General features: G+C 67.8%; 28 protein-coding genes and 1 tRNA gene. 17 read left to right on the top strand and 12 right to left on the bottom strand.

Translation table 11 applies throughout. From position 1 onward, the window contains the following. The 3 genes from AC5Y5E_RS14990 to AC5Y5E_RS14980 are packed head-to-tail and all read left to right on the top strand — an operon-like array spanning position 1 to position 2,917. Entirely contained in the window at positions 1 to 1,722 is a 1,722-nt protein-coding gene (locus AC5Y5E_RS14990) for a virulence factor Mce family protein (protein WP_499903749.1), read from the top strand. After that, positions 1,722 to 2,435 carry an Rv1363c family protein gene (locus AC5Y5E_RS14985; protein ID WP_499903748.1) on the top strand — a complete coding sequence of 238 codons (714 nt, stop codon included), beginning with the start codon at positions 1,722 to 1,724 and terminating at the stop codon, positions 2,433 to 2,435. Before AC5Y5E_RS14990 ends, AC5Y5E_RS14985 begins: the two co-directional genes overlap by 1 nt. Beyond that, complete coding sequence (locus AC5Y5E_RS14980; protein ID WP_499903747.1) at positions 2,435 to 2,917, top strand: mammalian cell entry protein; 483 nt, start codon at positions 2,435 to 2,437, stop codon at positions 2,915 to 2,917. The genes AC5Y5E_RS14985 and AC5Y5E_RS14980 overlap by 1 nt, the downstream gene beginning before the upstream one ends. Positions 2,918 to 3,003: 86 nt before the next feature. Here AC5Y5E_RS14980 and AC5Y5E_RS14975 read toward each other — a convergent pair whose 3' ends face one another. From AC5Y5E_RS14975 to AC5Y5E_RS14965, 3 genes are read right to left on the bottom strand one after another with little or no spacing between them, the layout of a single operon-like run. Next, positions 3,004 to 3,582, bottom strand: coding sequence for a hypothetical protein (locus tag AC5Y5E_RS14975; protein WP_499903746.1), 579 nt, complete (start codon positions 3,580 to 3,582; stop codon positions 3,004 to 3,006). A 58-nt stretch (positions 3,583 to 3,640) separates the two neighbouring features. After that, complete coding sequence (locus tag AC5Y5E_RS14970) at positions 3,641 to 5,107, bottom strand: alpha,alpha-trehalose-phosphate synthase (UDP-forming) (protein WP_499903745.1); 1,467 nt, start codon at positions 5,105 to 5,107, stop codon at positions 3,641 to 3,643. After that, positions 5,108 to 5,272: a hypothetical protein gene (locus tag AC5Y5E_RS14965; protein ID WP_142281923.1), complete on the bottom strand. Its 165-nt coding sequence runs from the start codon at positions 5,270 to 5,272 to the stop codon at positions 5,108 to 5,110. 252 nt (positions 5,273 to 5,524) lie between these two features. On the opposite strand from AC5Y5E_RS14965, the gene AC5Y5E_RS14960 reads away from it, so the two are divergent. The 3 genes from AC5Y5E_RS14960 (at position 5,525) to AC5Y5E_RS14950 (ending at position 8,142) form a co-directional block, all read left to right on the top strand. Further along, positions 5,525 to 6,442: an enoyl-CoA hydratase gene (locus AC5Y5E_RS14960; protein WP_499903744.1), complete on the top strand. Its 918-nt coding sequence runs from the start codon at positions 5,525 to 5,527 to the stop codon at positions 6,440 to 6,442. A 74-nt stretch (positions 6,443 to 6,516) separates the two neighbouring features. After that, on the top strand, positions 6,517 to 7,347 hold the full coding sequence (locus tag AC5Y5E_RS14955) for an SDR family oxidoreductase (RefSeq protein WP_499903743.1): 831 nt from the start codon (positions 6,517 to 6,519) through the stop codon (positions 7,345 to 7,347). A 3-nt stretch (positions 7,348 to 7,350) separates the two neighbouring features. Beyond that, positions 7,351 to 8,142 (top strand): SDR family NAD(P)-dependent oxidoreductase, encoded by a 792-nt coding sequence (locus tag AC5Y5E_RS14950; protein ID WP_499903742.1) that lies wholly within the window; start codon positions 7,351 to 7,353, stop codon positions 8,140 to 8,142. 57 nt (positions 8,143 to 8,199) lie between these two features. Here AC5Y5E_RS14950 and AC5Y5E_RS14945 read toward each other — a convergent pair whose 3' ends face one another. From AC5Y5E_RS14945 to AC5Y5E_RS14935, 3 genes are all read right to left on the bottom strand, one after another. Next, positions 8,200 to 9,756: an LCP family protein gene (locus tag AC5Y5E_RS14945; protein ID WP_499903741.1), complete on the bottom strand. Its 1,557-nt coding sequence runs from the start codon at positions 9,754 to 9,756 to the stop codon at positions 8,200 to 8,202. A 287-nt stretch (positions 9,757 to 10,043) separates the two neighbouring features. Further along, a complete protein-coding gene (locus AC5Y5E_RS14940) occupies positions 10,044 to 10,388 on the bottom strand; it encodes an integrase (protein ID WP_499903740.1) in 345 nt (114 codons plus the stop codon). Between the two features lie 47 nt (positions 10,389 to 10,435). Then, on the bottom strand, positions 10,436 to 10,705 hold the full coding sequence (locus AC5Y5E_RS14935; RefSeq protein ID WP_499903739.1) for a hypothetical protein: 270 nt from the start codon (positions 10,703 to 10,705) through the stop codon (positions 10,436 to 10,438). Between the two features lie 72 nt (positions 10,706 to 10,777). Between AC5Y5E_RS14935 and AC5Y5E_RS14930 the strand changes: the two genes are divergently transcribed. From AC5Y5E_RS14930 to AC5Y5E_RS14920, 3 genes are all read left to right on the top strand, one after another. Beyond that, positions 10,778 to 11,524: an alpha/beta fold hydrolase gene (locus AC5Y5E_RS14930; RefSeq protein ID WP_499903738.1), complete on the top strand. Its 747-nt coding sequence runs from the start codon at positions 10,778 to 10,780 to the stop codon at positions 11,522 to 11,524. A gap of 226 nt (positions 11,525 to 11,750) precedes the next feature. Then, positions 11,751 to 11,927 carry a hypothetical protein gene (locus AC5Y5E_RS14925; protein ID WP_499903737.1) on the top strand — a complete coding sequence of 59 codons (177 nt, stop codon included), beginning with the start codon at positions 11,751 to 11,753 and terminating at the stop codon, positions 11,925 to 11,927. A 61-nt stretch (positions 11,928 to 11,988) separates the two neighbouring features. Continuing rightward, positions 11,989 to 12,861: an alpha/beta fold hydrolase gene (locus AC5Y5E_RS14920; protein WP_499903736.1), complete on the top strand. Its 873-nt coding sequence runs from the start codon at positions 11,989 to 11,991 to the stop codon at positions 12,859 to 12,861. A 15-nt stretch (positions 12,862 to 12,876) separates the two neighbouring features. Here AC5Y5E_RS14920 and AC5Y5E_RS14915 read toward each other — a convergent pair whose 3' ends face one another. After that, positions 12,877 to 13,365 (bottom strand): SHOCT domain-containing protein, encoded by a 489-nt coding sequence (locus AC5Y5E_RS14915; protein ID WP_499903735.1) that lies wholly within the window; start codon positions 13,363 to 13,365, stop codon positions 12,877 to 12,879. Positions 13,366 to 13,463: 98 nt separating this feature from the next. Between AC5Y5E_RS14915 and AC5Y5E_RS14910 the strand changes: the two genes are divergently transcribed. From AC5Y5E_RS14910 to AC5Y5E_RS14895, 4 genes are all read left to right on the top strand, one after another. Beyond that, positions 13,464 to 14,111: a S1 family peptidase gene (locus AC5Y5E_RS14910; RefSeq protein ID WP_499903734.1), complete on the top strand. Its 648-nt coding sequence runs from the start codon at positions 13,464 to 13,466 to the stop codon at positions 14,109 to 14,111. A 20-nt stretch (positions 14,112 to 14,131) separates the two neighbouring features. Beyond that, a complete protein-coding gene (locus AC5Y5E_RS14905) occupies positions 14,132 to 14,443 on the top strand; it encodes a hypothetical protein (protein WP_499903733.1) in 312 nt (103 codons plus the stop codon). A 106-nt stretch (positions 14,444 to 14,549) separates the two neighbouring features. Continuing rightward, complete coding sequence (locus tag AC5Y5E_RS14900) at positions 14,550 to 15,329, top strand: enoyl-CoA hydratase (RefSeq protein WP_499903732.1); 780 nt, start codon at positions 14,550 to 14,552, stop codon at positions 15,327 to 15,329. 159 nt (positions 15,330 to 15,488) lie between these two features. After that, complete coding sequence (locus AC5Y5E_RS14895; protein WP_499903731.1) at positions 15,489 to 16,805, top strand: PE domain-containing protein; 1,317 nt, start codon at positions 15,489 to 15,491, stop codon at positions 16,803 to 16,805. Here AC5Y5E_RS14895 and AC5Y5E_RS14890 read toward each other — a convergent pair. Together AC5Y5E_RS14890 and AC5Y5E_RS14885 are read right to left on the bottom strand one after the other, a co-directional pair. Then, the gene (locus AC5Y5E_RS14890; RefSeq protein ID WP_499903730.1) at positions 16,802 to 17,593 is read right to left on the bottom strand and encodes a DUF4383 domain-containing protein; all 792 of its coding nucleotides are present in this window, start codon (positions 17,591 to 17,593) and stop codon (positions 16,802 to 16,804) included. The two genes, AC5Y5E_RS14895 and AC5Y5E_RS14890, sit on opposite strands and share 4 nt — an antisense overlap. A 146-nt stretch (positions 17,594 to 17,739) precedes the next feature. After that, positions 17,740 to 17,895 carry a hypothetical protein gene (locus AC5Y5E_RS14885; RefSeq protein WP_499903729.1) on the bottom strand — a complete coding sequence of 52 codons (156 nt, stop codon included), beginning with the start codon at positions 17,893 to 17,895 and terminating at the stop codon, positions 17,740 to 17,742. 12 nt (positions 17,896 to 17,907) lie between these two features. Between AC5Y5E_RS14885 and AC5Y5E_RS14880 the strand changes: the two genes are divergently transcribed. Continuing rightward, positions 17,908 to 18,138, top strand: a complete 231-nt coding sequence (locus AC5Y5E_RS14880; RefSeq protein ID WP_499903728.1) for a deoxyribodipyrimidine photolyase — start codon at positions 17,908 to 17,910, stop codon at positions 18,136 to 18,138. A 25-nt stretch (positions 18,139 to 18,163) separates the two neighbouring features. On the opposite strand, the gene AC5Y5E_RS14875 is transcribed toward AC5Y5E_RS14880, so the two are convergent. Continuing rightward, positions 18,164 to 18,307, bottom strand: a complete 144-nt coding sequence (locus tag AC5Y5E_RS14875; RefSeq protein WP_499903727.1) for a hypothetical protein — start codon at positions 18,305 to 18,307, stop codon at positions 18,164 to 18,166. A 256-nt stretch (positions 18,308 to 18,563) separates the two neighbouring features. On the opposite strand from AC5Y5E_RS14875, the gene AC5Y5E_RS14870 reads away from it, so the two are divergent. Beyond that, positions 18,564 to 18,639: transfer RNA gene (locus tag AC5Y5E_RS14870), tRNA-Thr, on the top strand. A gap of 121 nt (positions 18,640 to 18,760) precedes the next feature. Here AC5Y5E_RS14870 and AC5Y5E_RS14865 read toward each other — a convergent pair. Further along, a complete protein-coding gene (locus tag AC5Y5E_RS14865) occupies positions 18,761 to 19,477 on the bottom strand; it encodes a hypothetical protein (RefSeq protein WP_499903726.1) in 717 nt (238 codons plus the stop codon). Positions 19,478 to 19,636: 159 nt separating this feature from the next. Here AC5Y5E_RS14865 and AC5Y5E_RS14860 point away from each other — a divergent pair, with 159 nt between their 5' ends. Both AC5Y5E_RS14860 and AC5Y5E_RS14855 read left to right on the top strand, forming a co-directional pair. Next, a complete protein-coding gene (locus tag AC5Y5E_RS14860) occupies positions 19,637 to 20,356 on the top strand; it encodes a response regulator transcription factor (protein WP_499903725.1) in 720 nt (239 codons plus the stop codon). A gap of 28 nt (positions 20,357 to 20,384) precedes the next feature. Next, positions 20,385 to 21,827: a sensor histidine kinase gene (locus AC5Y5E_RS14855; protein WP_499903724.1), complete on the top strand. Its 1,443-nt coding sequence runs from the start codon at positions 20,385 to 20,387 to the stop codon at positions 21,825 to 21,827. On the opposite strand, the gene AC5Y5E_RS14850 is transcribed toward AC5Y5E_RS14855, so the two are convergent. Then, the gene (locus tag AC5Y5E_RS14850; protein ID WP_499903723.1) at positions 21,815 to 22,219 is read right to left on the bottom strand and encodes an HIT family protein; all 405 of its coding nucleotides are present in this window, start codon (positions 22,217 to 22,219) and stop codon (positions 21,815 to 21,817) included. The two genes, AC5Y5E_RS14855 and AC5Y5E_RS14850, sit on opposite strands and share 13 nt — an antisense overlap. Positions 22,220 to 22,221 lie beyond the last annotated feature (2 nt).

Genomic DNA, 22,221 nt, shown 5'->3' with positions numbered 1-22,221 from the left:
ATGATCGACAAGCTCACCAGGGTCCAACTCGGCATCTTCGCGGTGATCACCGCGGTCACGCTGACGGTGATGGCCGTCTTCTATCTGCGGCTGCCCGCCACCTTCGGGCTCGGGACGTACGGCGTCAGCGCCGATTTCGTCGCGGGGGGCGGCCTGTACAAAAACGCGAACGTCACCTACCGCGGGGTCGCGGTCGGTCGGGTGGAGTCGGTGGGCCTGAGCCCCAATGGCGTCATCGCCGAGATGCGCCTCAACAGCGGCACGCCCATCCCGTCGAACGTCACCGCCACCGTGAAGAGCGTCTCGGCCGTCGGTGAGCAGTACATCGACCTGGTGCCGCCGGGCAATCCGGCATCGACCAAGCTGCACAACGGATCCCGGATCGACCGGCAGAACACGCGGATCGGTCAGGAGGTCGCCGACCTGTTGAAGCGGGCCGAGGCATTGGTCAACAGCCTCGGCGACACCCGGTTGCGGGAACTCCTGCACGAGACGTTCATTGCGGCCAACGGGTCGGGCCCCGAGTTGGCCCGGCTGATCGAGTCCGCCCGGCTGCTGGTGGACGAGGCCAACGCCAACTACCCGCAGGTGTCGCAGCTGATCGATCAGGCCGGCCCGTTCCTGCAGGCCCAGATTCGTGCCGGCGCCGACGTGAAGTCGCTGTCGGATGGCTTGGCGCGGTTCACTTCCGAGGTGCGCCAGGCCGACCCGCAGCTGCGCGAGACGCTGTCCACCGCCCCGGGTGCGACCGACGAGGCCAGCACGGCGTTCTCCGGGATTCGCCCGTCCTTCCCGGCGCTGGCGGCCAGCCTGGCGAACCTGGGCCGCGTCGGAGTTATCTACCACAAGTCAATCGAGCAGCTGCTGGTGGTGTTGCCGCCCCTGTTCGCGGCGATCACCACGGCCGCCGGCGGCGCCCCACAGGACGAGGGCGCCAAGCTGGACTTCAAGCTCGACCTCAACGACCCGCCCCCCTGCGCGGTCGGCTTTCTGCCCCCGCCGTTGATGCGCACGCCGGCGGACGAGACGTTGCGCGAGCTTCCGAGAGACATGTACTGCAAGACGGCGCAGAACGACCCCAGCACCGTGCGCGGCGCGCGCAACTATCCGTGCCAGGAGTTCCCCGGCAAACGGGCGCCGACGATCCAGCTCTGCCGTGACCCGAAGGGCTACGTTCCGGTCGGTCGCAACCCGTGGCGCGGCCCTCCGGTGCCCTACGACACCCCGGTGACGAACGGGCTGAACGTGTTGCCGCCCAACAAGTTCCCGTACATCCCGCCGGGCGCCGATCCCGATCCGGGCGTTCCCATTGTGGGGCCGCCCCCACCCGGCGTCGTGCCGGGGCCGGGGCCGGCGCCGCACCAGCCGGCCTACGATCCGCCGCCGCCCAACGACAGGCCGCCGCCGCCGGGCAACCCGTCGTGGATGCCGCCGGGTGTCCCACCGGTGCCGCCGATGCTTCCCTATCCCAAGTGGCTCCCACCGCCGGCCCCGCCGGAGGGCATCAATCCTCCGCCGGCGGGCCCGGGCCCGGAGAAGCCCTGGGGGCCGCCGCAGGGTCCGCCCCCGCAGGCCAGCGGGCCGGCCTACACCACCTATGACCAGCGCACCGGGGCGTTTGTGGACCCGGCCGGCGGCACTGGTACTTTCGCGGCCGGCGCCAGTGGCGCATCCGGCGCCGAGAATTGGGTGGACCTGATGCTTGATCCAAGGCCGATGTAGTGGCCCCAGAAGTGCCGGAAACGGCGACGCGGCGTGTGCGTCGCCGCGCATCGCGCGCGGCGGGGCCGGCCAACGGGGAGGCGCGCGAGACCGCTCCGATCGAGGTCGAGGTCGCGGCCGCGCCGAAGGCGAAGCCGAAGCCGCCCGCGAAGCCCGTCGCCACCCTGAAGCCGGTGAAGCCGCCGCCGCGGCGCCGGCCGAACCGCGCCCTGGTGCTATGGACGTCGTTCGCCGCCGCCCTGGTGGCCGTCGGCGCGCTGGCCGGCTGCCTGGTCGTGCTGCTCGTCCAGCAGCGGCACGCCGACGCGGCACAGGCTCGCGATCAGCGCTTCGTCGACACCGCCACGCAGACGGTGGTCAACATGTTCAGCTACAAGCAGGACAACATCGACGAGAGCGTGAACCGGTTCTACAACGGCACCAGCGGTCCGCTGCGCGGAATGCTGGGCGCCAACAACAACATTGAGAACCTCAAGGGCCTGTTCCGCTCCACCAACGCGACGTCGGAAGCCGTGGTCAACGGCGCCGCGCTGGAGGGCATCGATTCGGTCACCGACAACGCGTCGGTGCTGGTGTCGGTGCGGGTGACGGTCGCCGACGTCGACGGGACGAACAAGCCGTCCATGCCGTATCGGCTGCGCGTGATCGTGCACGAGGACGAGCAGGGCCGGATGACCGGCTACGACCTGAAGTATCCGGACGGGGGTAACTGATGCGGTGGCTGATAGCCGTCGCCGGCTCCCTGCTGGTGACGGCCTTTGTCGGCCTGTCCGCGGCGGCCGGTTGGTTCTACTGGGAGCGGGTGCAGACCCGCGGCGAGGCGGCGGCGCGAGCCGTATTGCCAGGGTTGGCAGCCAAGGAGATACCCGAGGTCTTCGCGTACGACTACCAGACCGTCGAACGCAGCCTTTCGGCCGCATATCCGTTGCTGACACCCGCCTATCGCCAGGAGTTCCAGAAGAGCGCGAACGCGCAGATTATTCCGGAGGCGAAAAAGCGTGAGGTCGTCGTCCAGGCGAATGTCGTTGGCGTCGGCGTCATGTCCGCCAAGCGCGATTCGGCGTCGGTGATGGTCTACCTCAACCGCACCGTGACCGACAAGTCACGGCAGCCGCTCTACGACGGGAGCCGGTTGCGGGTCGACTTCACCAAAGTCGGCAAGCAGTGGTTGATCGCCTACATCACGCCGATCTAGGCGCTGGCCGAGCGTCACGCTAGCGTGACTCTCGGCGCCCACAGTTGCGCTAGCGTGACGCTCGGCCGCGGGGCCGCAGGCCAACCTCAGAAGCACATCGCAAGGTCGTTGCACCGCAACGGATAACGCTCGATCGGGCTGGGTGGGGGCCCACTGAGCGCCAACGAAAAGGGTTGCTTGCTCATCGCCGACTCCAGGCCGCACTCGGGCCCGTGCAAACTGGTGTGCGTGCCGGTGAGCGTCTCGTCGTCAAATGCAAAAGTCTCGGTGGAAGCGGCGGTCCCACCGCCCGGGCACGAAACGCCGTCGGCGATGTCGACCTTGAAGGTCCACCGTTGGCTCACCAACCGGGCCCTGCCGCTGAAGTTCTGCAGTTTGTCCTGCCGGCTGATCCTTTCGTCGGTCGCGCTCACGATGTTGAGTGCGCAAAAGTCCGCCATGATGTCCGGGTTGGAATAGTCCTTGTAGTACCGGCTTCCGTTCACCTGATCGCACAGCGCCGTGATCGTCCACGTCACCCCGGAAACCCCCGCCTGGTTGAACGAGTAATTGCCATCCGGCGGCGGCGCGACGGCACCCGCCGGCTCGCCCGATTCCAACGCGATTCCGAGCGCGACGACCGAGCAGATGCCGGCACCGGCGGCCAGGCCACGACGGAGCTTCATGCCGTTCCTCCCTCTACGCTGCATCGAGTATCACAGCGTTTCGGCGGGAGCACCATGCCTAGTTCGAGCCGCGCGGATGCGACTCGGCGAGCGCCTCGAGGAATGACCGCGCCCAGCGGTCCACGTCGTGGGCGAGCACCTGCCGGCGCAGCGCGCGCATGCGGCGCCGCCCCTCCTCGGGGGACTGGTTGAGGGCCGCTTCGATCACGTCCTTGACGCCATCGGTGTCGTGCGGGTTGACCAGGTATGCCTGCCGGAGTTCGGCTGCGGCGCCGGTGAATTCGGACAGGACGAGCGCGCCGCCGAGGTCGCTGCGGCAGGCGACGTACTCCTTGGCCACCAGGTTCATCCCGTCGCGCAGCGGGGTGACCAGCATGACGTCGCTGGCGACGAAGAAGGCGATCAGCTCGTTGCGGGGGACGGGCCGATGGAGGTAGTGCACCACCGGATGACCGACCTCGGCGTATTCGCCGTTGATGTGGCCGACCTCGCGCTCGATGTCGTTGCGCAGGATCTGGTAGCTCTCGACGCGTTCGCGGCTGGGTGTCGCGAGCTGAACCAGCACGGTGTCGTCGCGTTTCGCGCGGCCCTCGGCGAGCAGCTCCGAAAAGGCTTTCAGCCGAACGTCGATGCCCTTGGTGTAGTCAAGCCGGTCGACGCCGAGCAGGATCTTGCGCGGGTTGCCGAGCTCGGCGCGGATCTCCCGCGCGCGGCGCCGCACGTCGCGGTCGCGGGCCGCGTGGTCGAGCGCGGTGGAGTCGATCGAGATCGGAAAGGCGCCAACCCGCACGGTGCGGGACGCCAGCTCCACCTCGCCGAAACGCGACCGCACCCCGACGGCGCCGCGGGAGGTGTTGACCCCGATCAACTGCCGGGACAGGAAGAGGAAATTCTGCGCGCCGCCGGGCAAGTGGAAGCCCACCAGGTCGGCACCGAGCAGGCCCTCGACGATCTCGGTGCGCCACGGCAGCTGCATGAACAGCTCCACCGGCGGGAACGGGATGTGCAGGAAGAAACCGATGGTCAGGTCGGGCCGCAGTTCGCGCAGCATCTTGGGAACCAGCTGCAGTTGGTAGTCCTGCACCCACACGGTTGCCCCGCGGGCCGCGGCGCGCGATGTGGCCTCGGCGAAACGGCGGTTGACGTCGACGTAGCGGTCCCACCAGTCGCGGTGGTAAATCGGTTTGACGATGACGTCGTGGTACAGCGGCCACAGCGTGGCGTTGGAGAATCCCTCGTAGTATTCGGCGACGTCGTCGGAGGTCAGCCGCACGGGGTGCAGCTGCAGGTCATCCTGGACGATCGGCTCGTAATCGAGCTCGTCGTCGTCATCGGCGACGCCGGGCCACCCGACCCACGCGCCGCGCCGGCGACGCAGCAGCGGCTCGAGGGCGGTGACCAACCCCCCGGGGCTGCGTTTCCACGTAGTGGTTCCGTCGGAAAGGCGCTCGAGGTCGACCGGCAGTCGATTGGCAACGACTACGAAATCGGAATTGCCGAATTGCTGGCCCCCGCTGGGAGTCATTTATGTGTCGTGTTTTGCCGGTCCGATACCGAGCATGGACAGGAAGACGCGGCACTCGTCGGCGTCGTTCGCGTACGCGGCGACCACCCGCCTGGCCTGGCTCGCGGTGCTGTCGGCCAAAGGCTCCACATCGCCGAGTTCGCCAGGATCAGATTTCGTAGGCATACGACAACTGTAGGCGACGTCGCTATTCGCCCGCAGGCATCTCTCACCGACGGCCGGCGCGCGGTCGCTGAACTTGCTGGTCAGTAGCATTTCGTTGCGCTGCCACCGGTGCATCGGGCGGCGCCGGGCCCGCGCTCGATCCACCCAGCGATCAGCGTCTTCGGCGGTGGCCGTAATCTGCAGAGAGTCGGTCCGGCGTTTACGGATCGGCCCCAACTTGTAACGAGCCCGATAACAAGGTAGGTGGGCGGAATGACACTCTCCGACCAGGCCGGCACTCAAGCGACCGACGCCGATCAGCTGGTGGCCTATGAAACCCTCGACGACGGCCGCATCGCCCGGATCTGGCTCAACCGGCCCGAGGCGCACAACGCGCAGAGCCGCGGGCTGCTGGTCCAGCTCGACGAGGCGTTCCTGCGTGCCGAGGCCGACGACACCGTCCGGGTGGTGATCCTGGCGGCGCGCGGCAAGAACTTCTCCGCCGGTCACGACCTGGGCTCGGAATTGGCGATCGCCGAGCGCAGCCAGTTGCCGAGCTTCCGCATCAACGGCGGCACCCGCGATCCCATCGCGGAAAAGATCTACCTGCAGGAGTGGCACTACTTCTTCCAGAACACCTGCCGCTGGCGGGATTTGCGCAAGATCACCATCGCCCAGGTGCAGGGCAACGCGATTTCGGCGGGCCTGATGCTGATCTGGGCCTGCGACCTGATCGTGGCGGCCGACAACGCGAAGTTCAGCGACGTCGTTGCCGTGCGTCTGGGGATGCCGGGCGTCGAATATTACGCCCACCCTTGGGAATTCGGCCCGCGTAAGGCCAAGGAGCTGCTGTTGACCGGTGATGCGCTGGACGCCGACGAGGCCTACCAGTTGGGCATGGTGTCGAAGGTGTTCCCGGTCGACGAGCTGGCGGACAAAACGCTCGAATTCGCGAGGCGCATCGCCGACCGGCCGACGATGGCGGCGCTGCTCGTCAAGGACTCGGTGAACGCGGCCTCCGACGCGATGGGATTCACCGAGGCGCTGCGGCACGCGTTCCACATTCACGAGCTGGGTCACGCGCACTGGGCCGCCCACAACGAGAACAGGTACGCGGTCGGCCTGCCGCCCGACGTCGAGGACTGGCGCGACGCCAAGCCCACGCAGATCGCCCGCCGCGATACGCCATAGCGTGACCCGTGTGGCGGCTGTTACCGCTCGCCTATGCTAGAACCCGTTTCAGTTTCGGCGTGAAGGGACGCGGCGTGCAGCTTTCTTTCGACAACCGGACGTACCTGGTGACCGGCGGTGGCAGCGGGATCGGCAAGGGCGTCGCCGCCGGGCTGGTCGCGTCCGGGGCGTCCGTCATGATCGTGGGCCGCAACGCCGATCGGCTGGCGACCGCGGTCCAAGAAATCGAAGTGCTCAAGGCGAACGGCGCGATCTGTTACGAGCCGGCCGACATCACCGACGAGGAGGAGGCCGCCCGCGCGGTAGACGCCGCGACGGCCTGGCACGGGCGGCTGCACGGGGTGGTGCATTGCGCGGGCGGATCGGAGACCATCGGGCCGATCACCCAGATCGACTCGGAGGCGTGGCGGCGCACGGTCGACCTCAACGTGAACGGAACCATGTACGTGCTCAAGCACGCCGCACGCGAACTCGTGCGCGGCGGCGGCGGCTCGTTCGTCGGGATCTCGTCGATCGCGGCCAGCAACACCCATCGTTGGTTCGGCGCCTACGGCGTCACCAAGTCGGCCGTCGACCACATGATGCAGCTCGCCGCCGACGAGCTGGGCCCGTCGTGGGTGCGGGTCAACAGCATCCGTCCCGGCCTGATCCGCACGGACCTCGTGGTGCCCATTACGGAATCACCGGAGCTGAGCGCGGACTACCGGCAATGCACGCCACTGCCCCGGGTGGGTGAGGTCGAGGACGTCGCCAACCTGGCGATGTTCCTGCTCAGCGATGCGGCCAGCTGGATCACCGGGCAGTGCATCAACGTCGATGGCGGCCACATCCTGCGGCGCGGCCCCGACTTCTCGGCGATGCTGGAACCCGCCTTCGGCGCCGAAGGTCTACGCGGGGTGGTCTGAGCGATGAAGCGACTCGAGGGCAAGAGGATCCTGGTGACGGGCGCGGCGTCCGGCATCGGCCAGGCCAGCGCGCTGCGATTGCTCGACGAGGGCGCCTCCGTGGTGGCCTCCGACGTCGCGGAGGACGGCCTGGCCGCCACGCGGGCCCTCGCGGACGAGGCCGGAACCGCCGACCGGCTAAACACCATGCCGATGGACGTCGGCGACGAGGGCTCGGTGATCGACGGCGTCCGCCTCGCGGTGCAGACGCTCGGCGGCCTGGATTCGCTCGTCAATGCGGCCGGCATCCTGCGCGCCGCACACACCCACGAGACCAGCCTCGAACTATGGAACTGGATCGTCGGGATCAACCTGACCGGAACGTTTCTGGTGGTCCGCGAGGCGCTGCCGGCGCTGCTGGGCAATTCGCGCAGCGCCATCGTGAACTTCAGCTCCACGTCAGCCTCGTTCGCCCACCCCTACATGGCGGCCTACGCCGCGAGCAAGGGCGGCATCCAGGCCTTCACCCATTCGTTGGCACTCGAATACGCCAAGGAGGGCCTGCGCGCGGCCTGCGTGGCGCCGGGCAGCATCAAGTCCGGAATCACCGACGCCACGGGCGGATACATTCCCAAAGACGCCGACTGGTCGCTGTTTCCGCGGCTCATGCCGATCCTGCCGACGACCGTCGAATCAAGCGGCGCCGGAATGGCCGAGCCCACCGCGATCGCCGGCGTCATCGCCATGCTGGTATCCGACGACGGCGCGTGGATAACCGGCACCGAGATCCGCATCGACGGCGGAACGCACGCGTAGGCCGCCCGATGGCGGCGACCCGCTGCACCCGGCTTCGCCGCGCTTGCGATCGCCGCGCTAGTTAACGCACGGCACGCCGCCGGCCGCCATCGGCTTCCCTTGATCGGGCGTCGGATACGTGGTGGTGGTTCCGTTGTAGTAGTACGTGTTCGACTTGCTGGTCGTCGTCGTGGTCGTGGTGTCGTCCATCGCGGTCTCGTCCTGCGACGGCATCGAGAAGTTGGTATCCACGGTCACCCGGATGTGCCCGGGCTGGAGGTCGGCGTTCGGTTGCTTGGGCGTATCGAGCCCGAGCAGGGTTGCCACGTTGCGTGCGTCCGTCTCGGCGCCGGCGCCATATTCGATGGTGGTCGCGGTCGGCTCACCCGAATTGCGGTCGCGCACTTGGCCAGCGGTGTAACCGCGCTTCTTCAGGGCGCGGGACACCTCGCTGGCCATCCCGCTCATGCTGCCCGCATTGATCACGTCGACGACGGTGGACGGACTGGGTTTGGCAGCGGTGGTGGCGGGCGTGGTCGTCGGCGGCGGCGCCCCGATCGCCTCGGCCACTTCGGCCTTGATCGCCGCCGGGTCGATGATGTTGACGTCCTGCCCGTCGATGTTGTCGTAACGGACGACGGGCAGCGTCCGGAATTCGAGGTTGCCACCGGAGGCCAGCGACCCCAGCCGTTGGATCAGGTCCTCGTCCCAACCAGCCGACAGCACAACGTCTTTGCGCGCCACCGCCATCAGGCTCTTGAGCTTGTCCAGGTCGGTGAAGGTGCCCGACGCCTGCAGTTCCTGCATGACCGACGAAAGGAACGCCTGCTGCCGATGCGTGCGGTCCAGGTCCCCGTTTTCCAGGCCGTGGCGCTGCCGGACGAACGACAGCGCCTGGGAAGCGTCCAGCCGCTGCCGGCCCGCCGGAAAGTCCGCACCCGAATACGAGTCCTCGACAGCATGATTCAGGCAGACCTCCACGCCGCCCAGGGTTTGGGCCAAGTCGTAGAAGCCGGCCAAATTGACTTCGGCGAAGTAGTCGATCGGAACACCGGTCAGGCTCCGCACCGCGCGCAGCGTCGCCGCCCGGCCCGCTTCGCGGCCCCGGGTCTCGAGTTCCTTCTGGGTGATACTGCCCTGGTTGGCGAGCTTGTTCGCGACGTACTGCTTCGTAAGCCCGTATGCCTCTTTGATTTTGATGTGGTTGTATCCCGGGACGCCGTTGAACGGCACCCAGTCGTCGCGGGGGATGGAAAAGGCGACGGCTTTGTTGTCCGCCCCGACATGTATGAGTATCAGGGTGTTGGTGTTGTACCCGCCGTTGTCGGAATCGCCTGCGTGCAAATGCTTTAGGATCGACCAGGGCAGGTCGTTGCCGTCCTGATCTTTGCGCGAGTCCAGCCCGATGAGCAAGATATTCATGTTGTCGCCGCTGGATCGCGGGTCCTCCGACGACAGGGCGTCCGAAACGGTGATGCCGCCCAGCGCGCCGTGGGCGACGTAGTATCCCGCGCCCGTCATCAGCACGGCCCCCACCGACACCAGCGTCATCAAGCTGCGCGTCAGGGCCTTGCGAAGGCGCGACGGTCGCCGAACGGCGCGACGGCGACGATGTGCGCCGCCAGACTGAGCCATCAAATTCCTCGTTCTGTTACCAGCGCACCACCCGCCACCGCAATAGGGGTTTGCGGTGATGTCGCTTGCAGCATGCCGTCAAGTATGCGGTAGCTTGCTATGAACCCTCCAATCAAGCGGCCCGATGTAAGCAGGCTCACGCGCCGGGAATACCCGGATTTTATGCTGCCAATCGGGCGCTTACCAGCGGTTTTAGTCACCGACGGCGAACCTGTTACCGCGCTGGTGTCACGATCGAGTCCGACTTGTTATTTCCCTGGCATCAAATGTTGGCCGCCCGAGCCCATTCAGCAATACGGGTATTCGATATGCCATCTGCCGTTCACATAGTCGGCGCGGTATTGGCCGCCCAGTTGCGGATTGGAGTCCCGGATGACACCGGAACCGCCGACGTTCGGCGCGAAGCCCGGCGGATCCCACGTGATCGACTGGGGATTGGGCGGCAGGCCTGGCGTGCAATTGATTTGCTTCTGGATGTACCCGTCTTTGATCTTCTGCTCGGCCGTGGCTTGGTCGCCGGCGTCGGGTGCGGGGTTGGCCGGGCAGAAACCGCTTGCGCCGCACATGCTTTGGCGCGCACCGACGAGCGCCACCTCGCCGGCGGCCATGCTTGGCATCAGCACTGCCGTCACCAGCAGCCCCGCCGCCGCGGTGCCGGCATGTCGCCACATATGGCCCCCTAGCCCGCCTTGACCAAATCTTCGCCCGAGGTGTAGTAGAGGCGAATGTTTGAGCCCGCGATGATTTCGGCGAGGTACACGCCGACCGGTTCGACCTCGTAGTAGTAGTGAGTATTGCCCTGCGGATCGACCGCCGTCGCGCAAAACAGGCCCGGCGCACCGCATCGTTGCTTGACCGGGATGGCGAGGATGGCGATTACCAGCGCGACAAGCAGCCCGACCGTGAGCGGGACTCTGATCGCTGCGTGCCTGGTCGGCACAGGATGCATCAAAGGAGTGTAAGCGCCGTCCGGGCGGCCGGCCCGCCCACCGGACTGTCGTGTCGTGCCACGATGTTCGCCATGACCGTGGTTCTGGTGCATGGCAATCCCGAGACCGCCGCCATCTGGGGGCCACTGGTCGAAGCCCTCGGGCGCCAGGATGCGGTGCTGCTGTCGCCACCGGGGTTCGGGGCGCCGTTGCCCGAGGACTTCCCGGCTACCTACCTGGCCTACCGCGACTGGCTCGAAGCCGAGCTGGAGCGCATCGAGCCACCGATCGACCTCGTCGGGCACGACTGGGGCGGCGGCCACGTGGTGAACGCCGTGATACACCGGCCGGAACTCCTGCGCAGCTGGGCCAGCGACGTGGTCGGGCTGTTCGACCCCGACTACGTCTGGCACGACTTCGCCCAGACTTGGCAGACTCCGGGTGAGGGCGAAGAGCTGGTGGATACGTTGCTCGGCGGCACCGACCAGGACCGCGCAGAACGGATGGCCTCGCTCGGCATCCCTATCGAGATCGCAAACTTGATGGCCCCGGAGCAGGGACCGGAGATGGGCCGGGCAATCCTGGCGTTGTACCGCTCGGCGCGCCAGCCCGCCCTGGCCGAGGCCGGTCGGGAGCTGGAGCGGGCCGCGGCCCGGCCGGGGCTTTCGCTGCTGGCCACCGAGGACCCCTTCATCGGCGTCACCGACAACCGGCGCCGGGCCGCCGGCCGGGCGGGCGCCCGCACCGAGGTGCTCGACGGGCTCGGGCACTGGTGGATGGTGCAGGATCCGGCCCGCGGTGCCGCGGCCCTGACCAGCTTCTGGGAAACGCTCGGCTAGGCCACTTTTGGGTTCCGGCTCGTTTCGATGCGCGTGCCCGGTGGGTACGCACTGGGGATGATCGACACCGAACCCGGTACGCCGGGAGAGACGCCGGAGCGACTGACGCCGGCGGAACCACCCGAACGGCTCACGCCGACGGACCCGCCGGAGCGCCTGACGCCCGCGGACCCGCCCGAACGTGAGACGCCGGCATGACAGACCCGAGCACGGATGGAGATGAGGCATGCGCGCCGAAGAGGGCGACGAAACGATGAAGGACTACGCAGTCGAGGGCGAGCAAACCCTCGACCGGATCATGGACTCGCAACGCGCGGGGAGCCCCCTCGGGCGGCTTTTCCTGCGGATAACCAAGTTCGTCGGGGTCAACCGGGCTTCCAGTGGCGGGCGGCGCGCCGGCTGACTCAGCAACTCTTCGGCGCCGGAAACGCCCGGAGATTTCGAGATGGTCTTACTATCCTCTGGTGACCACCGCGCCTGAAACGTTCTCGACCCAGGGTCCCGGCGGTGTCCGCATCGTCGCCGACCGCCTGGGCGATCCCGAGGCGCGGGCCGTGGTGTTCCTCCACGGCGGCGGACAGACCCGTCGTTCCTGGGCCAAGGCGGCCGCGGCCGTCGCCCAGCGCGGCTTTCAGGCCGTAACCATCGACCTGCGCGGCCACGGCGAATCCGACTGGTCCAGCGAGGGCGACTACCGGGTGGTCAGCTTCGCCGCCGACGTCCAAGAGGTGTTGCGCACCTTGCCGCCGCAGCCCGTGCTGGTGGGCGCATCGCTGGGTGGGTTCACCACGATGCTGCTGGAGGGGGAACTCTCGCCGGGCACCGCCAGCGCCGTCGTCCTCGTCGACATCGTGCCCAACATGGAGCAATCCGGCGCGACCCGCATCCACAACTTCATGGCCGACCGGGTCGAATCGGGATTCGCCTCGCTCGACGAGGTCGCGGACGCGATCGCCGAATACAACCCGCACCGCCCCAGGCCCACCGATCTGGACGGCCTGACCACCAACCTGCGCCGCCGCGGCGATCGCTGGTACTGGCATTGGGATCCGCAATTCATCAGCGGCACGGCGCCGAACCCCCCGTTCGAGGTCACCGACGCCGACCGCATGCACACGGCAGTCGAGGCGATATTGCGCAACGGCGTGCCGATGCTGCTGGTGCGGGGCCAGGTGAGCGACCTGGTCAGCCAGGAGCGCGCCGACGAGTTCCTCGCGCGCTTCCCGCAGGTCGAGTTCACCGATGTGCGCGGCGCGGGGCACATGGTCGCCGGCGACCGCAACGACATCTTCGCCGAGGCCGTCATGGATTTCCTCACCCGCCACGTCGGCGGCTGACAGATCCCGAATTCCCTACTGTCCGAGCAATCTTCGCTTCTGGGCCTCGTACTCGTCGGCGCTGAGGACGCCGCGGTCGCGCAGATCCATGAGTTCGGTGAGCCGGTCCACCGGACTGCGGGCCTGCTCCGCCAGCCACTGCTCGCGCATCGCGAAAGTCGCCTGCTGCGCGGCGTTTTGGGCCTCGGCGGACCGGTCCAGGACGACCTTGCGCTGATCCGATGGATCGTAGAGCACGGGCACGACCGTATTGAGCCAGGGCCGCTCCCTTTGCCACAGCCAGGCCTCGATTTCGGCGTCGAACGCGGGCGCGCCGTCGGGCTGCACCCTGATCGTCATCGTCCAAAGATCCGGAGTCGCTTGGGTGGGTGGGGTCTGATAGAACGGATCGTTGCTCTTGTAGAGCCCAGACATCGCCCGTCGGGTGGACAGCACGGTGGCCATCGCCGCCCTTCCGCGCCGGCGTAGTTTCCGCTCCAGCCGCCGGCTACCGATACCGAACACGCATCCTCCGCTCCGAACCGGATAGAGCCTACGGCAGACGCGCGGCGCGACTCAGTCGCTGCTGTTAACATGCTGCCCTACACGAGAAGAGAGGCGGCGTGGCCGTGCGTTGGTTGCGGGGGTTGGGGCTGTTCGGCGCCGTCGTCATTGTCGCGACGGCATTGGCGAACCCGGTGTGGGCAAATCCGGGCGTCGAGCCGGGCATTAAGGTCGAGGACGAAAACAGCACGTGCACAGCAGGTTTCGCTGCTCAGGGCGCCGACGGCAGCTATTACCTGATGACCAGTGGGCACTGCGACGCGCACGACAGCTCGGCGTGGACTTACGGGGACAACGTGCCGCTCGGCCGGATCACGGCCAGCGAGCACGAGGCCGACACGAAGGACGCCGCGATCATCCGGCTCAATCCGAGCGTCGGTGCGCCCACGGGTGACGTCGGCGGCAAGTATGTGGTCCGGGACGTATTGAGCGCCAACCAGATTCAGGTCGGCATGCCTTTCTGCAAGATCGGCGCGGTAACCGGCGAGACGTGTGGCGCGGTCAAAGACGTCGAGGGCGACGTCGTCGAAGCCAGCGTTTACAGCCTCAACGGCGACAGCGGCAGTCCCGGCTTCGTGAAGAACCCGGACGGCACCGTCAGCGCCGTCGGCCTCTTGATGTCGTCACCCGACGGCGACGATTACACGACGTACTTCGCGCTCGTGGATCCGCTGCTGGGCAGATGGGGTTTGCGCGTGCTGCCCTGAGCCCGCCTGAGAATCGACGTTTGCAATCGGTTGGGCACGGGTATCTGGCGAGGCGGCGCTCGGCGGCGTCCGTTCATCGGCTGGAACGACGGCCCGGCCCCGCACCACGCCCCGCCCGGCTGGTATGGCCCCGGCCTCCCGCCGGCTGGGACCGCCCGCCGCCTCCGGGTGGGTGGAACCGCCCCTGGGCCGGCCCGCCGCGTGACGTGGTCTACGCCCGGTCCGACTTCGGCCCGTTCGAGTACAACACCTTCACCGTCTTCCCGGTCTTCAACTGGTATCACGGCGCTCGGGGATACTGGTTCTTCGGAGTCTGGGTCCCGCTGTACTGAACGTCCCCCAGCCCGCAGGGACAGATGAAACGCCGCCCCCGGTCCGCCCCGGGGGCGGCTTTTTTCGTTGCTGACCTTTCCCCGCGACTCGTGTAGGCGTATAGGCATGGACGCGACGGAAACAGGGTTCGTCAAGCTCGGTCGCGACGGCGGCGCGCTCACCATCGAGTTGATCAACTCCAAGCCGCTGAACATCGTCGGCACCGGGGCCATCGAGGAACTGACCCAGGCGTTCGGCACCGTCGGCCAGGACGGCGACGTCCGGGTCGTCGTGCTGCGCGGAGCCGGTGAGAAGGCGTTCATCGGCGGCGCCGACATCAACGAGATGGTCGCGCTCGACCGGTCCAGCGCGGAGGTGTTCATCCGGCGGCTCGCGGGGCTGTGCGAGGCGATCCGCGACTGCCCCGTCCCGGTCATCGCGCGGCTCGCGGGGTTCTGCCTCGGCGGCGGCTTGGAGGTCGCGGCGGCCTGCGATCTGCGAATCGCGGAACCGGGCGCCAGGTTCGGAATGCCGGAGGTGGCAGTCGGCATCCCGTCGGTCATCCACGCCGCGTTGATCCCGAGGCTGATCGGGGCCTCGCACGCGGCCTGGCTGCTGCTCACCGGTGAGACGATCGACGCCGCCACGGCCGCCGCCTGGGGCCTGGTCCACGAGGTCGTCGCGGCCGACGCCCTCGACGTCCGCATCGCCGAGCTCAGCGCGAGGCTCGGCGGCTTCGGCCCGCAGGCGGTCCGGCAACAAAAGCGCCTCCTCAACGCCTGGCTCGACACGACCGTTCACGGCGCTATCGAGGACAGCATCGAGCAGTTCGGCCTGGCGTTTCTGACCGGGGAGCCGCAACATCACATGCGGGCGTTCCTCACGCGCAAGGAGGCTCGGCGCTAGGCCTCCACCGCGAGAGTGCAACTACCGACGGGTCCCCTCGCGGGAAATGCGTCGCTAGTTGAACTTTCGCGTGATGCTGATTGGTCGAAACCGGCCACATCTTCGCGCGTCGCGCTCCATGATGGCTAGTACTCATCACCAAACCGGGGGGTTAGGCGAATGTCATCTGTGCTCGTTGTGCCGGAAATCTTGGAGACGGCCGCGACCGATGTGGAGCGCATCGGTTCGGCCGTGACCGCCGGCAACCTGGCGGCGGCCATCCCGACGACCGAGCTCGCGGCGGCGGCCGCCGACGAGGTGTCGGCGGGCATCGCGGCGCTGTTCGGCGCGCACGCCCAGAACTATCAGGCCGCGGCGGCGCAGGCGACGAATTACTACGAGCAGTTCGTGCGCACGTTGAGCGCAGCGGCCGCGTCGTATACGGCCACCGAGGCGGCATCCGCCGCGAGCCTTCCCGGCGAGCTGCAGACGTTCCTCGACGCTCCGCTCAACACGATCACCGGGGCCTGGGCCACCAGCCCGTTCGGCAGCGCGATCGACCAGGCGCTGTTCGGCACCGGCGGCAACCAGCAGTCGATCGTCATCGACTTCGTGCGGCACGGGCAGTCAGTTGGCAACGCGGCCAACCTGATTGACACGGCCGTGCCCGGATTGCCCCTCACGCCGCTGGGCGTGCAGCAGGCGACGGTCATCGGCACCGCGCTCGGGCCGCAAAGCAACTTCGCCGGGGTTTTCGAGTCGCAGCTGACCCGGGTGCAGCAGACCGCCTTCTACGCCGGCATGACCAACGTGCCGGCATTGGCCGGGCTCAACGAGATCAGTGCCGGCGTCTTCGACGGCGCGCCGGACATCAGCCCGCAGGGCCTGCTGTATCTGGTCGCCCCGCTCGCGTGGACGCTCGGATTCCCCATAGTGCCGATGCTTGCCCCCGGCTCGGCCCACATCAACGGGGTCGTTTTCGACCAGGGCTTCACCAACGCGGTGCAGACCATGTATGGCACCGCCATCACGAACCCGGTCGTGAACCCCGCGAACGGCCAGATCACCGACGTCGGGTTCTCGAGCGAGTTTGCGATCGAGGTCGGCACGCTGATGAACGTCAACAATCCCGATCCGTTGCTGATGCTCACCCACCCGCTGCCCAACACCGGCGTCGTCGTGGTGCAGGGCAGCCCGCAGGGCGGCTGGACGATGACCAGTTGGGACGGCATACCCGTCGGCCCGCCGACCCTGCCGACCAAGCTGTTCGTCGACGTGCGCGACCTGATCACGGCGCCGCAATTCGCCGCCTGGAACAGTTTGGCGTCGCTTGGCACCGGCGATCCGACGACGATCGTGAACGCGGTGCAAAACGGCGTCGACGAGGTCGCGGCGGCGACGGTCCACTTCCCAGTGGCGGTGACCCGCGACCTGATCCACGCCGTCACCAACACCAGTGTCGGCGGCCTGACGGCCGAGCTGAGCGGCTTGCTCTAGTGACCGCGGCGGCTTATCCAGACGGCGATGCCGACGACAGCCGCCAGGACCGCAACGGCCATCAGAACCCGGCGTGGTTGCGCCCTGTCGGTCGCCCGAGCGGCGGAATGCTCTACCGGCGTTGACTTCTCGGCATCGGGGGCAGAGAGATCATTGGTTTCTTGGTTGCTCGACTGCCCGAAGTCGGCGGGTTGAGGTGGGTTTGTTTGAGAGCCCGACTCGTGCGTACGTGCCGCCGCGGCGTGGGGTATTGCGGTGACCGCTTCGGGGGGCCGGGGCGGGCGCCGATCGCGGTCGCGCCCCCGCCGTCGCGGCGCCCAGACCTCGTCGCCCAACTCGTCGGGAATCAGCCACATCAGCAGCGCGAGGTTGACCACCGCCAGCACCCCGTGCAGCAAGATGTCAACGGCGTGGAACCCCATCGGCGTCGGGATCCTGCGCGCCGTGGCGACGCTGCTGAAGAACAACAACATCGTGTAGCCCAGCGCGCTGAGCGCGGTGACGGTCACCGCCGCGCGGCGATTGCCGACGGCGGCGATGGCCACGATCCCGAAGGCGAGCAGCAGGCCGCTGTGCGCCGGGGTCGACGTCAGGCCGAGAACCGGGGCACCGGTGGGCCCGGCGTGCGGATGCAGGGCGGCCGAGACCAGAGCGGCAATGCCGAACGCGCTCACCGCCGCGCCCTCGGCCAGCAGGAACCAACGCCCGCTGTGGAAGCGCCCCGGATCCATCGGCACCCGGCGCCAACCCGACGTCAACCCGGGAACGTGCCCCGCGGTAACCGGCATCGCGCAACCTCCAGGCCGAAACAAATTCCTTGCCATCGGCTACCCGTTACCCGCCGGACTACTCCGGTGGGTTTTCCTGCCGGCCTAAGGATTGAGCACCCGTTCCCAGATCGTCGCCAGCGTGTCGATGAGCGCCACCGCGTCGTTCACCCGTTGCTGGCCGGGCTCGCCGGCATCAGCTTGCTGCTGGGAAAGCGCCGCTCGCAGGAGACGATCTCGGATCGCTGACGGCCGGCTTGGTTGCTGGGCCGTTTGGGTATGTATGCGAGGAGATCGGCGCACGCCCGGACTGTGTCGTTCACGAAGGAGGCACCATGTTGCACAGCATCGTCCTTGCAGCGGCGCAACAGCCCGAGGCCGCGGGCATCATCCTCAGGGGGATCAAAGGCATCTTCGTCGCGATCGGAAGCATCATCGCCGCCATCGTGTGCGCCGTGGTCGCCGGCATGAAGGGTCGCAGCGCAATCGTCTGGGGCATTCTCGGCCTCTTCTTCTCGATCCTGACGCTGATCGTCGTGATCGTCATTCCGTCGAAGAAGTCTTGATCACCGCGTCACGAAAAGCTTCGGTCTACCAACCCCACTCGTCCTCGTCCAACACATCTACGGTGAGTGAGTTGTCCGCAGCGCCCTGCGTTCCGTAGAGGAAGGTGAGCAGAGTCCGGTCGTCGTCGAGGGGTTCGGTCGCGACGACGGTGGCGTGCCCGATCTTCATGCGGATCCTGTCTCCGGGCTTCAATTCGTCGACACGCCTAAGGGGCACGCTCAACCATAAATGCCAGTGACGCTGCCAATGCCCCAACCGCCTCTGGTCGGCGCGCACTGTCGTTGAGGTTGACGATTCGCCGGGCCGCCACCTCGGCCCGACGACACGACCGCGCTGTCATGCACCTCTGCCGGCTCGGGTCGGCGCGGAGTTCCGACGGCATCACCCCGTCGTAGAATCGTCATGGCTCATCGAGCCGGCCCCGGCCGCGTTAGCTCAGTTGGTAGAGCGTCGCTCTTGTAAAGCGGATGTCGAGAGTTCGAGTCTCTCACGCGGCTCCATTTTGTGTCAGCACTGACCGATAGTGTCGTCCTAGGTCAAGGACCTGTCTCGGGTGCGGAGTCGTTCTCGAAGACCGTCGACTAAAGGTGTTCTGCACCAATGCATGCCAACAGTGGTCGGTCAATCGTCGCTCTCGATGATCCGCGTGGAGCGCACCGGCCGCGACGACGGACGCCGTCGGCCGGGCAGCGGAATCCGGTCGGCGATGTTGCTGAGCGGGTTGACCACCATGGTGAGCCCGATGACGGCGTCCTGCAGGGTGGCGATCGCCGGCTCCAGCGCCTCCATCCCCGGGGTCAGCCGGGCCAGCGTGTCGGCGACGTCGGCGAGCTGTTCCAGCGGACCGTTCCTGGCGGTCAGCTTGTCGATCAGCCCGCCCTCGGCGAGCAGCCGGTCCGCCAGCCCATCCTCGGACAGCACGCGCTCGACCAACCCGTCTTCGTCGAGCAACTGATCGGCCAGCCCGCCGGGCTGCAGCGCGCGCTGCAGCGCGCCGCCCTCGGCGGTCAGCCGGTCCAGCACGCCGCCCTCCGATGTCAGCATGTCGACCACCCCGCCCGGTCGCAGCAGGCGGTCCAGCGGCCCGTCCGTCGCCACGGCGCGTCCCAGCGGCGCGTCCTCGTCCAGCAGCCGGGCCAGCCGGTTGGCGCGCACGATCGCCTCGTCGATTCCGAGCATCGAAGCCATCGCGTTGGTCCCGGAGTCCCCGACATCGCCCAGCGCGCGCTTCGCCACTCCCACCGCCGCGGTGGCGACGTTCAGGCCCGCGTCGGCCGCGGCCAGCCCGACCCGCGCGGGGGCCGTCGCAAGCGACACGATTCCCTTGGCGAAGTTCATGCCTCCAGATTCTATTCGTGAGACCCCTGCGCGACCCCAGCCGTTCCAAGCTCATACGATGACTCTTTGCAGCGTGTTAGCAGACGACTGGCATCGAGCTTTCAGGAATTACACAATAATCGGAAAGGCAACGTTCAAACAAAGGACAGACGTGACCTCATGACAGCGCCCAGCCCAAGCGGATCCAAACCGGAAGCTCGCGTCCTCGTGATCGACGACGAGGCCAACATCGTCGAACTGCTCTCCGTCAGCCTCAAGTTCCAGGGCTTCGAGGTGTACACCGCCACCAACGGGGCCCAGGCCCTGGACCGGGCGCGTGACGCGCGCCCCGACGCGGTGATCCTCGACGTGATGATGCCGGGCATGGACGGCTTCGGGGTGCTGCGGCGGCTGCGCGCGGACGGCATCGACGCACCGGCGCTGTTCTTGACCGCCCGCGACTCCCTGCAGGACAAGATCGCGGGCCTCACGCTGGGCGGCGACGACTACGTGACGAAGCCGTTCAGCCTCGAGGAGGTTGTCGCCCGGCTGCGAGTCATCCTGCGGCGCGCCGGCAAGGGCGGGGCCGAACCGCGCAACGCCCGCCTGAGTTTCGCCGACATCGAGCTCGACGAGGAGACCCACGAGGTGTGGAAAGCCGGCGAACCGGTGTCGCTGTCGCCCACCGAGTTCACCCTGCTGCGCTACTTCGTCATCAACGCGGGCACCGTGCTGAGCAAGCCGAAGATCCTCGACCACGTCTGGCGCTACGACTTCGGCGGCGACGTGAACGTGGTCGAGTCCTACGTGTCGTACCTGCGCCGCAAGATCGACACGGGGGAGAAGCGGCTGCTGCACACCCTGCGGGGCGTGGGCTACGTGCTGCGGGAGCCGCGCTGAGCGGCGAGTGGTAGCGAGGAAGACGGGCATGCCCAACAAGATTCGACGCGGATTGCCACTCCGGGTGGGGCTGGTGGCCGCCACCCTGCTCCTGGTGGCCTGCGGTCTGGCGGTGTCCGGTCTGGCCGTCACCTCGATCCTGCGGCACAGCCTGATCGGCCGCATCGACCAGACACTGCTCGACGCGTCGCGCAGCTGGGCACAGGCCCCGCGGCGGGAGTCACCCCCGCCCTACGAAGGCCCCGATCCCGGCCGTCCGCCCTCGAAGTTCTACGTGCGAGGCATCGGCACCGACGGCACCCCGTTCACCGCCATCAACGACCGCAACGCGGAGCCGGCGCTGCCCCCCGACAACGACGTCGGACCCAATCCGACGACACTGCCCTCGGTCAACGGCTCGGACATCCAGTGGCGTGCGGTGTCGGTGCGCGGGCCGCACGGCCTGACGACGGTCGCGGTCGACCTGTCCGACGTGCAGCACACGCTGAGCTCGCTGGTCTGGTTGCAGATCGGCATCGGGGTGGCGGTGCTGGCCGTCGTGGGGATCGCCAGCTTCGCGGTGGTGCACCGCAGCCTGCGGCCACTGATGGAGGTCGAACACACGGCCGCCGACATCGCCGCGGGCCAGCTGGATCGCCGCGTCCCGGAACGCGATCCCCGAACCGAGGTGGGGCGACTTTCGTTGGCGCTCAACGGAATGCTCACCCAGATCCAGCAAGCGGTGGCCTCATCGGAGTCGTCGGCCGAGAAGGCCCGCGGTTCCGAGGAACGGATGCGGCGGTTCATCACCGACGCCAGTCACGAGCTGCGCACGCCGCTGACCACCATCCGCGGCTTCGCGGAACTGTATCGCCAGGGCGCCGCGCGCGACGTGTCCATGCTGTTGTCGCGCATCGAAAGCGAGGCCAGCCGGATGGGCTTGCTGGTCGACGACCTGCTGCTGCTGGCTCGCCTGGATGTGCAGCGACCGCTGGAGCACAACCGTGTCGATCTGCTGGCGCTGGCCAGCGACGCCGTGCACGACGCGCAGGCGATCGATCCCAAGCGCGCCATCACCATGGAGGTGCTGGACGGGCCCGGCACCCCGGAGGTGCTCGGCGACGAGCCCCGCATTCGCCAGGTGCTGGGCAACCTCGTGGCCAACGCCCTGCAGCACACCCCGCCTAGCGCCGATGTCACCGTTCGCGTCGGCACCGCGGGCCACAACGCGGTGCTCGAAGTGGCCGACAAGGGTCCGGGGATGAATCAGCAGGATGCGTCGCGGGTTTTCGAGCGGTTCTACCGAACCGACTCGTCGCGGGCGCGGGCCAGCGGCGGCACGGGCCTTGGGCTGTCGATCGTCGACTCGTTGGTGCGCGCGCACGGCGGCGATGTCACGGTGACGACCTCACCCGGCGAGGGGTGCTGCTTCCGCGTCACGCTGCCCCGCGTCAGCGATGTGTCGGCGCCGGAGCCGGCTCACGCCAGTTGAGCCAGCGCCGCCTTGATCTTGGCTTGGGCCGCATCGAGGGATTCCGCTGACGGGTTGCGGTCCACGTTGGCGAAACCGAAGTCGCTCAGGCTGCGGGTGGGGAAGACGTGGACGTGCAAATGGGGGACCTCCAGCCCGGCGATGATCATTCCGGCACGCTCCACCCTGAACGCCTTGCACAGGGCCCTGCCGATCAGCTGGCTCACCGCCATGACGCGGGAGAACACCGCACCGTCGACGTCCTGCCACTGATCGATCTCGGCCCGGGGCACCACCAGCGTGTGGCCCTGCGTCATGGGCTCGATCGTCAGGAACGCGACGATGTCGTCGTCCTCGTAGACGAAACGGCCGGGGAGTTCACGGTTGATGATCTTGGTGAAGATCGACGCCATGG

The sequence above is a fragment of the Mycobacterium sp. NGS54 genome (assembly GCF_059812465.1).
Note: the sequence above shows the minus strand (reverse complement) of the source record. Positions and strands in the feature narration are given on the sequence as shown.

Coding starts and splice junctions, on each gene's coding strand:
- AC5Y5E_RS14990 (WP_499903749.1), top strand. CDS start 1: ATGATCGACAAGCTCACCAGGGTCCAACTCGGCATCTTCGCGGTGATC.
- AC5Y5E_RS14980 (WP_499903747.1), top strand. CDS start 2,435: ATGCGGTGGCTGATAGCCGTCGCCGGCTCCCTGCTGGTGACGGCCTTT.
- AC5Y5E_RS14975 (WP_499903746.1), bottom strand. CDS start 3,582: ATGAAGCTCCGTCGTGGCCTGGCCGCCGGTGCCGGCATCTGCTCGGTC.
- AC5Y5E_RS14970 (WP_499903745.1), bottom strand. CDS start 5,107: ATGACTCCCAGCGGGGGCCAGCAATTCGGCAATTCCGATTTCGTAGTC.
- AC5Y5E_RS14965 (WP_142281923.1), bottom strand. CDS start 5,272: ATGCCTACGAAATCTGATCCTGGCGAACTCGGCGATGTGGAGCCTTTG.
- AC5Y5E_RS14960 (WP_499903744.1), top strand. CDS start 5,525: ATGACACTCTCCGACCAGGCCGGCACTCAAGCGACCGACGCCGATCAG.
- AC5Y5E_RS14950 (WP_499903742.1), top strand. CDS start 7,351: ATGAAGCGACTCGAGGGCAAGAGGATCCTGGTGACGGGCGCGGCGTCC.
- AC5Y5E_RS14945 (WP_499903741.1), bottom strand. CDS start 9,756: ATGGCTCAGTCTGGCGGCGCACATCGTCGCCGTCGCGCCGTTCGGCGA.
- AC5Y5E_RS14935 (WP_499903739.1), bottom strand. CDS start 10,705: ATGCATCCTGTGCCGACCAGGCACGCAGCGATCAGAGTCCCGCTCACG.
- AC5Y5E_RS14930 (WP_499903738.1), top strand. CDS start 10,778: ATGACCGTGGTTCTGGTGCATGGCAATCCCGAGACCGCCGCCATCTGG.
- AC5Y5E_RS14925 (WP_499903737.1), top strand. CDS start 11,751: ATGCGCGCCGAAGAGGGCGACGAAACGATGAAGGACTACGCAGTCGAG.
- AC5Y5E_RS14900 (WP_499903732.1), top strand. CDS start 14,550: ATGGACGCGACGGAAACAGGGTTCGTCAAGCTCGGTCGCGACGGCGGC.
- AC5Y5E_RS14895 (WP_499903731.1), top strand. CDS start 15,489: ATGTCATCTGTGCTCGTTGTGCCGGAAATCTTGGAGACGGCCGCGACC.
- AC5Y5E_RS14890 (WP_499903730.1), bottom strand. CDS start 17,593: ATGCCGGTTACCGCGGGGCACGTTCCCGGGTTGACGTCGGGTTGGCGC.
- AC5Y5E_RS14880 (WP_499903728.1), top strand. CDS start 17,908: ATGTTGCACAGCATCGTCCTTGCAGCGGCGCAACAGCCCGAGGCCGCG.
- AC5Y5E_RS14875 (WP_499903727.1), bottom strand. CDS start 18,307: ATGAAGATCGGGCACGCCACCGTCGTCGCGACCGAACCCCTCGACGAC.
- AC5Y5E_RS14865 (WP_499903726.1), bottom strand. CDS start 19,477: ATGAACTTCGCCAAGGGAATCGTGTCGCTTGCGACGGCCCCCGCGCGG.
- AC5Y5E_RS14860 (WP_499903725.1), top strand. CDS start 19,637: ATGACAGCGCCCAGCCCAAGCGGATCCAAACCGGAAGCTCGCGTCCTC.
- AC5Y5E_RS14855 (WP_499903724.1), top strand. CDS start 20,385: ATGCCCAACAAGATTCGACGCGGATTGCCACTCCGGGTGGGGCTGGTG.
- AC5Y5E_RS14850 (WP_499903723.1), bottom strand. CDS start 22,219: ATGGCGTCGATCTTCACCAAGATCATCAACCGTGAACTCCCCGGCCGT.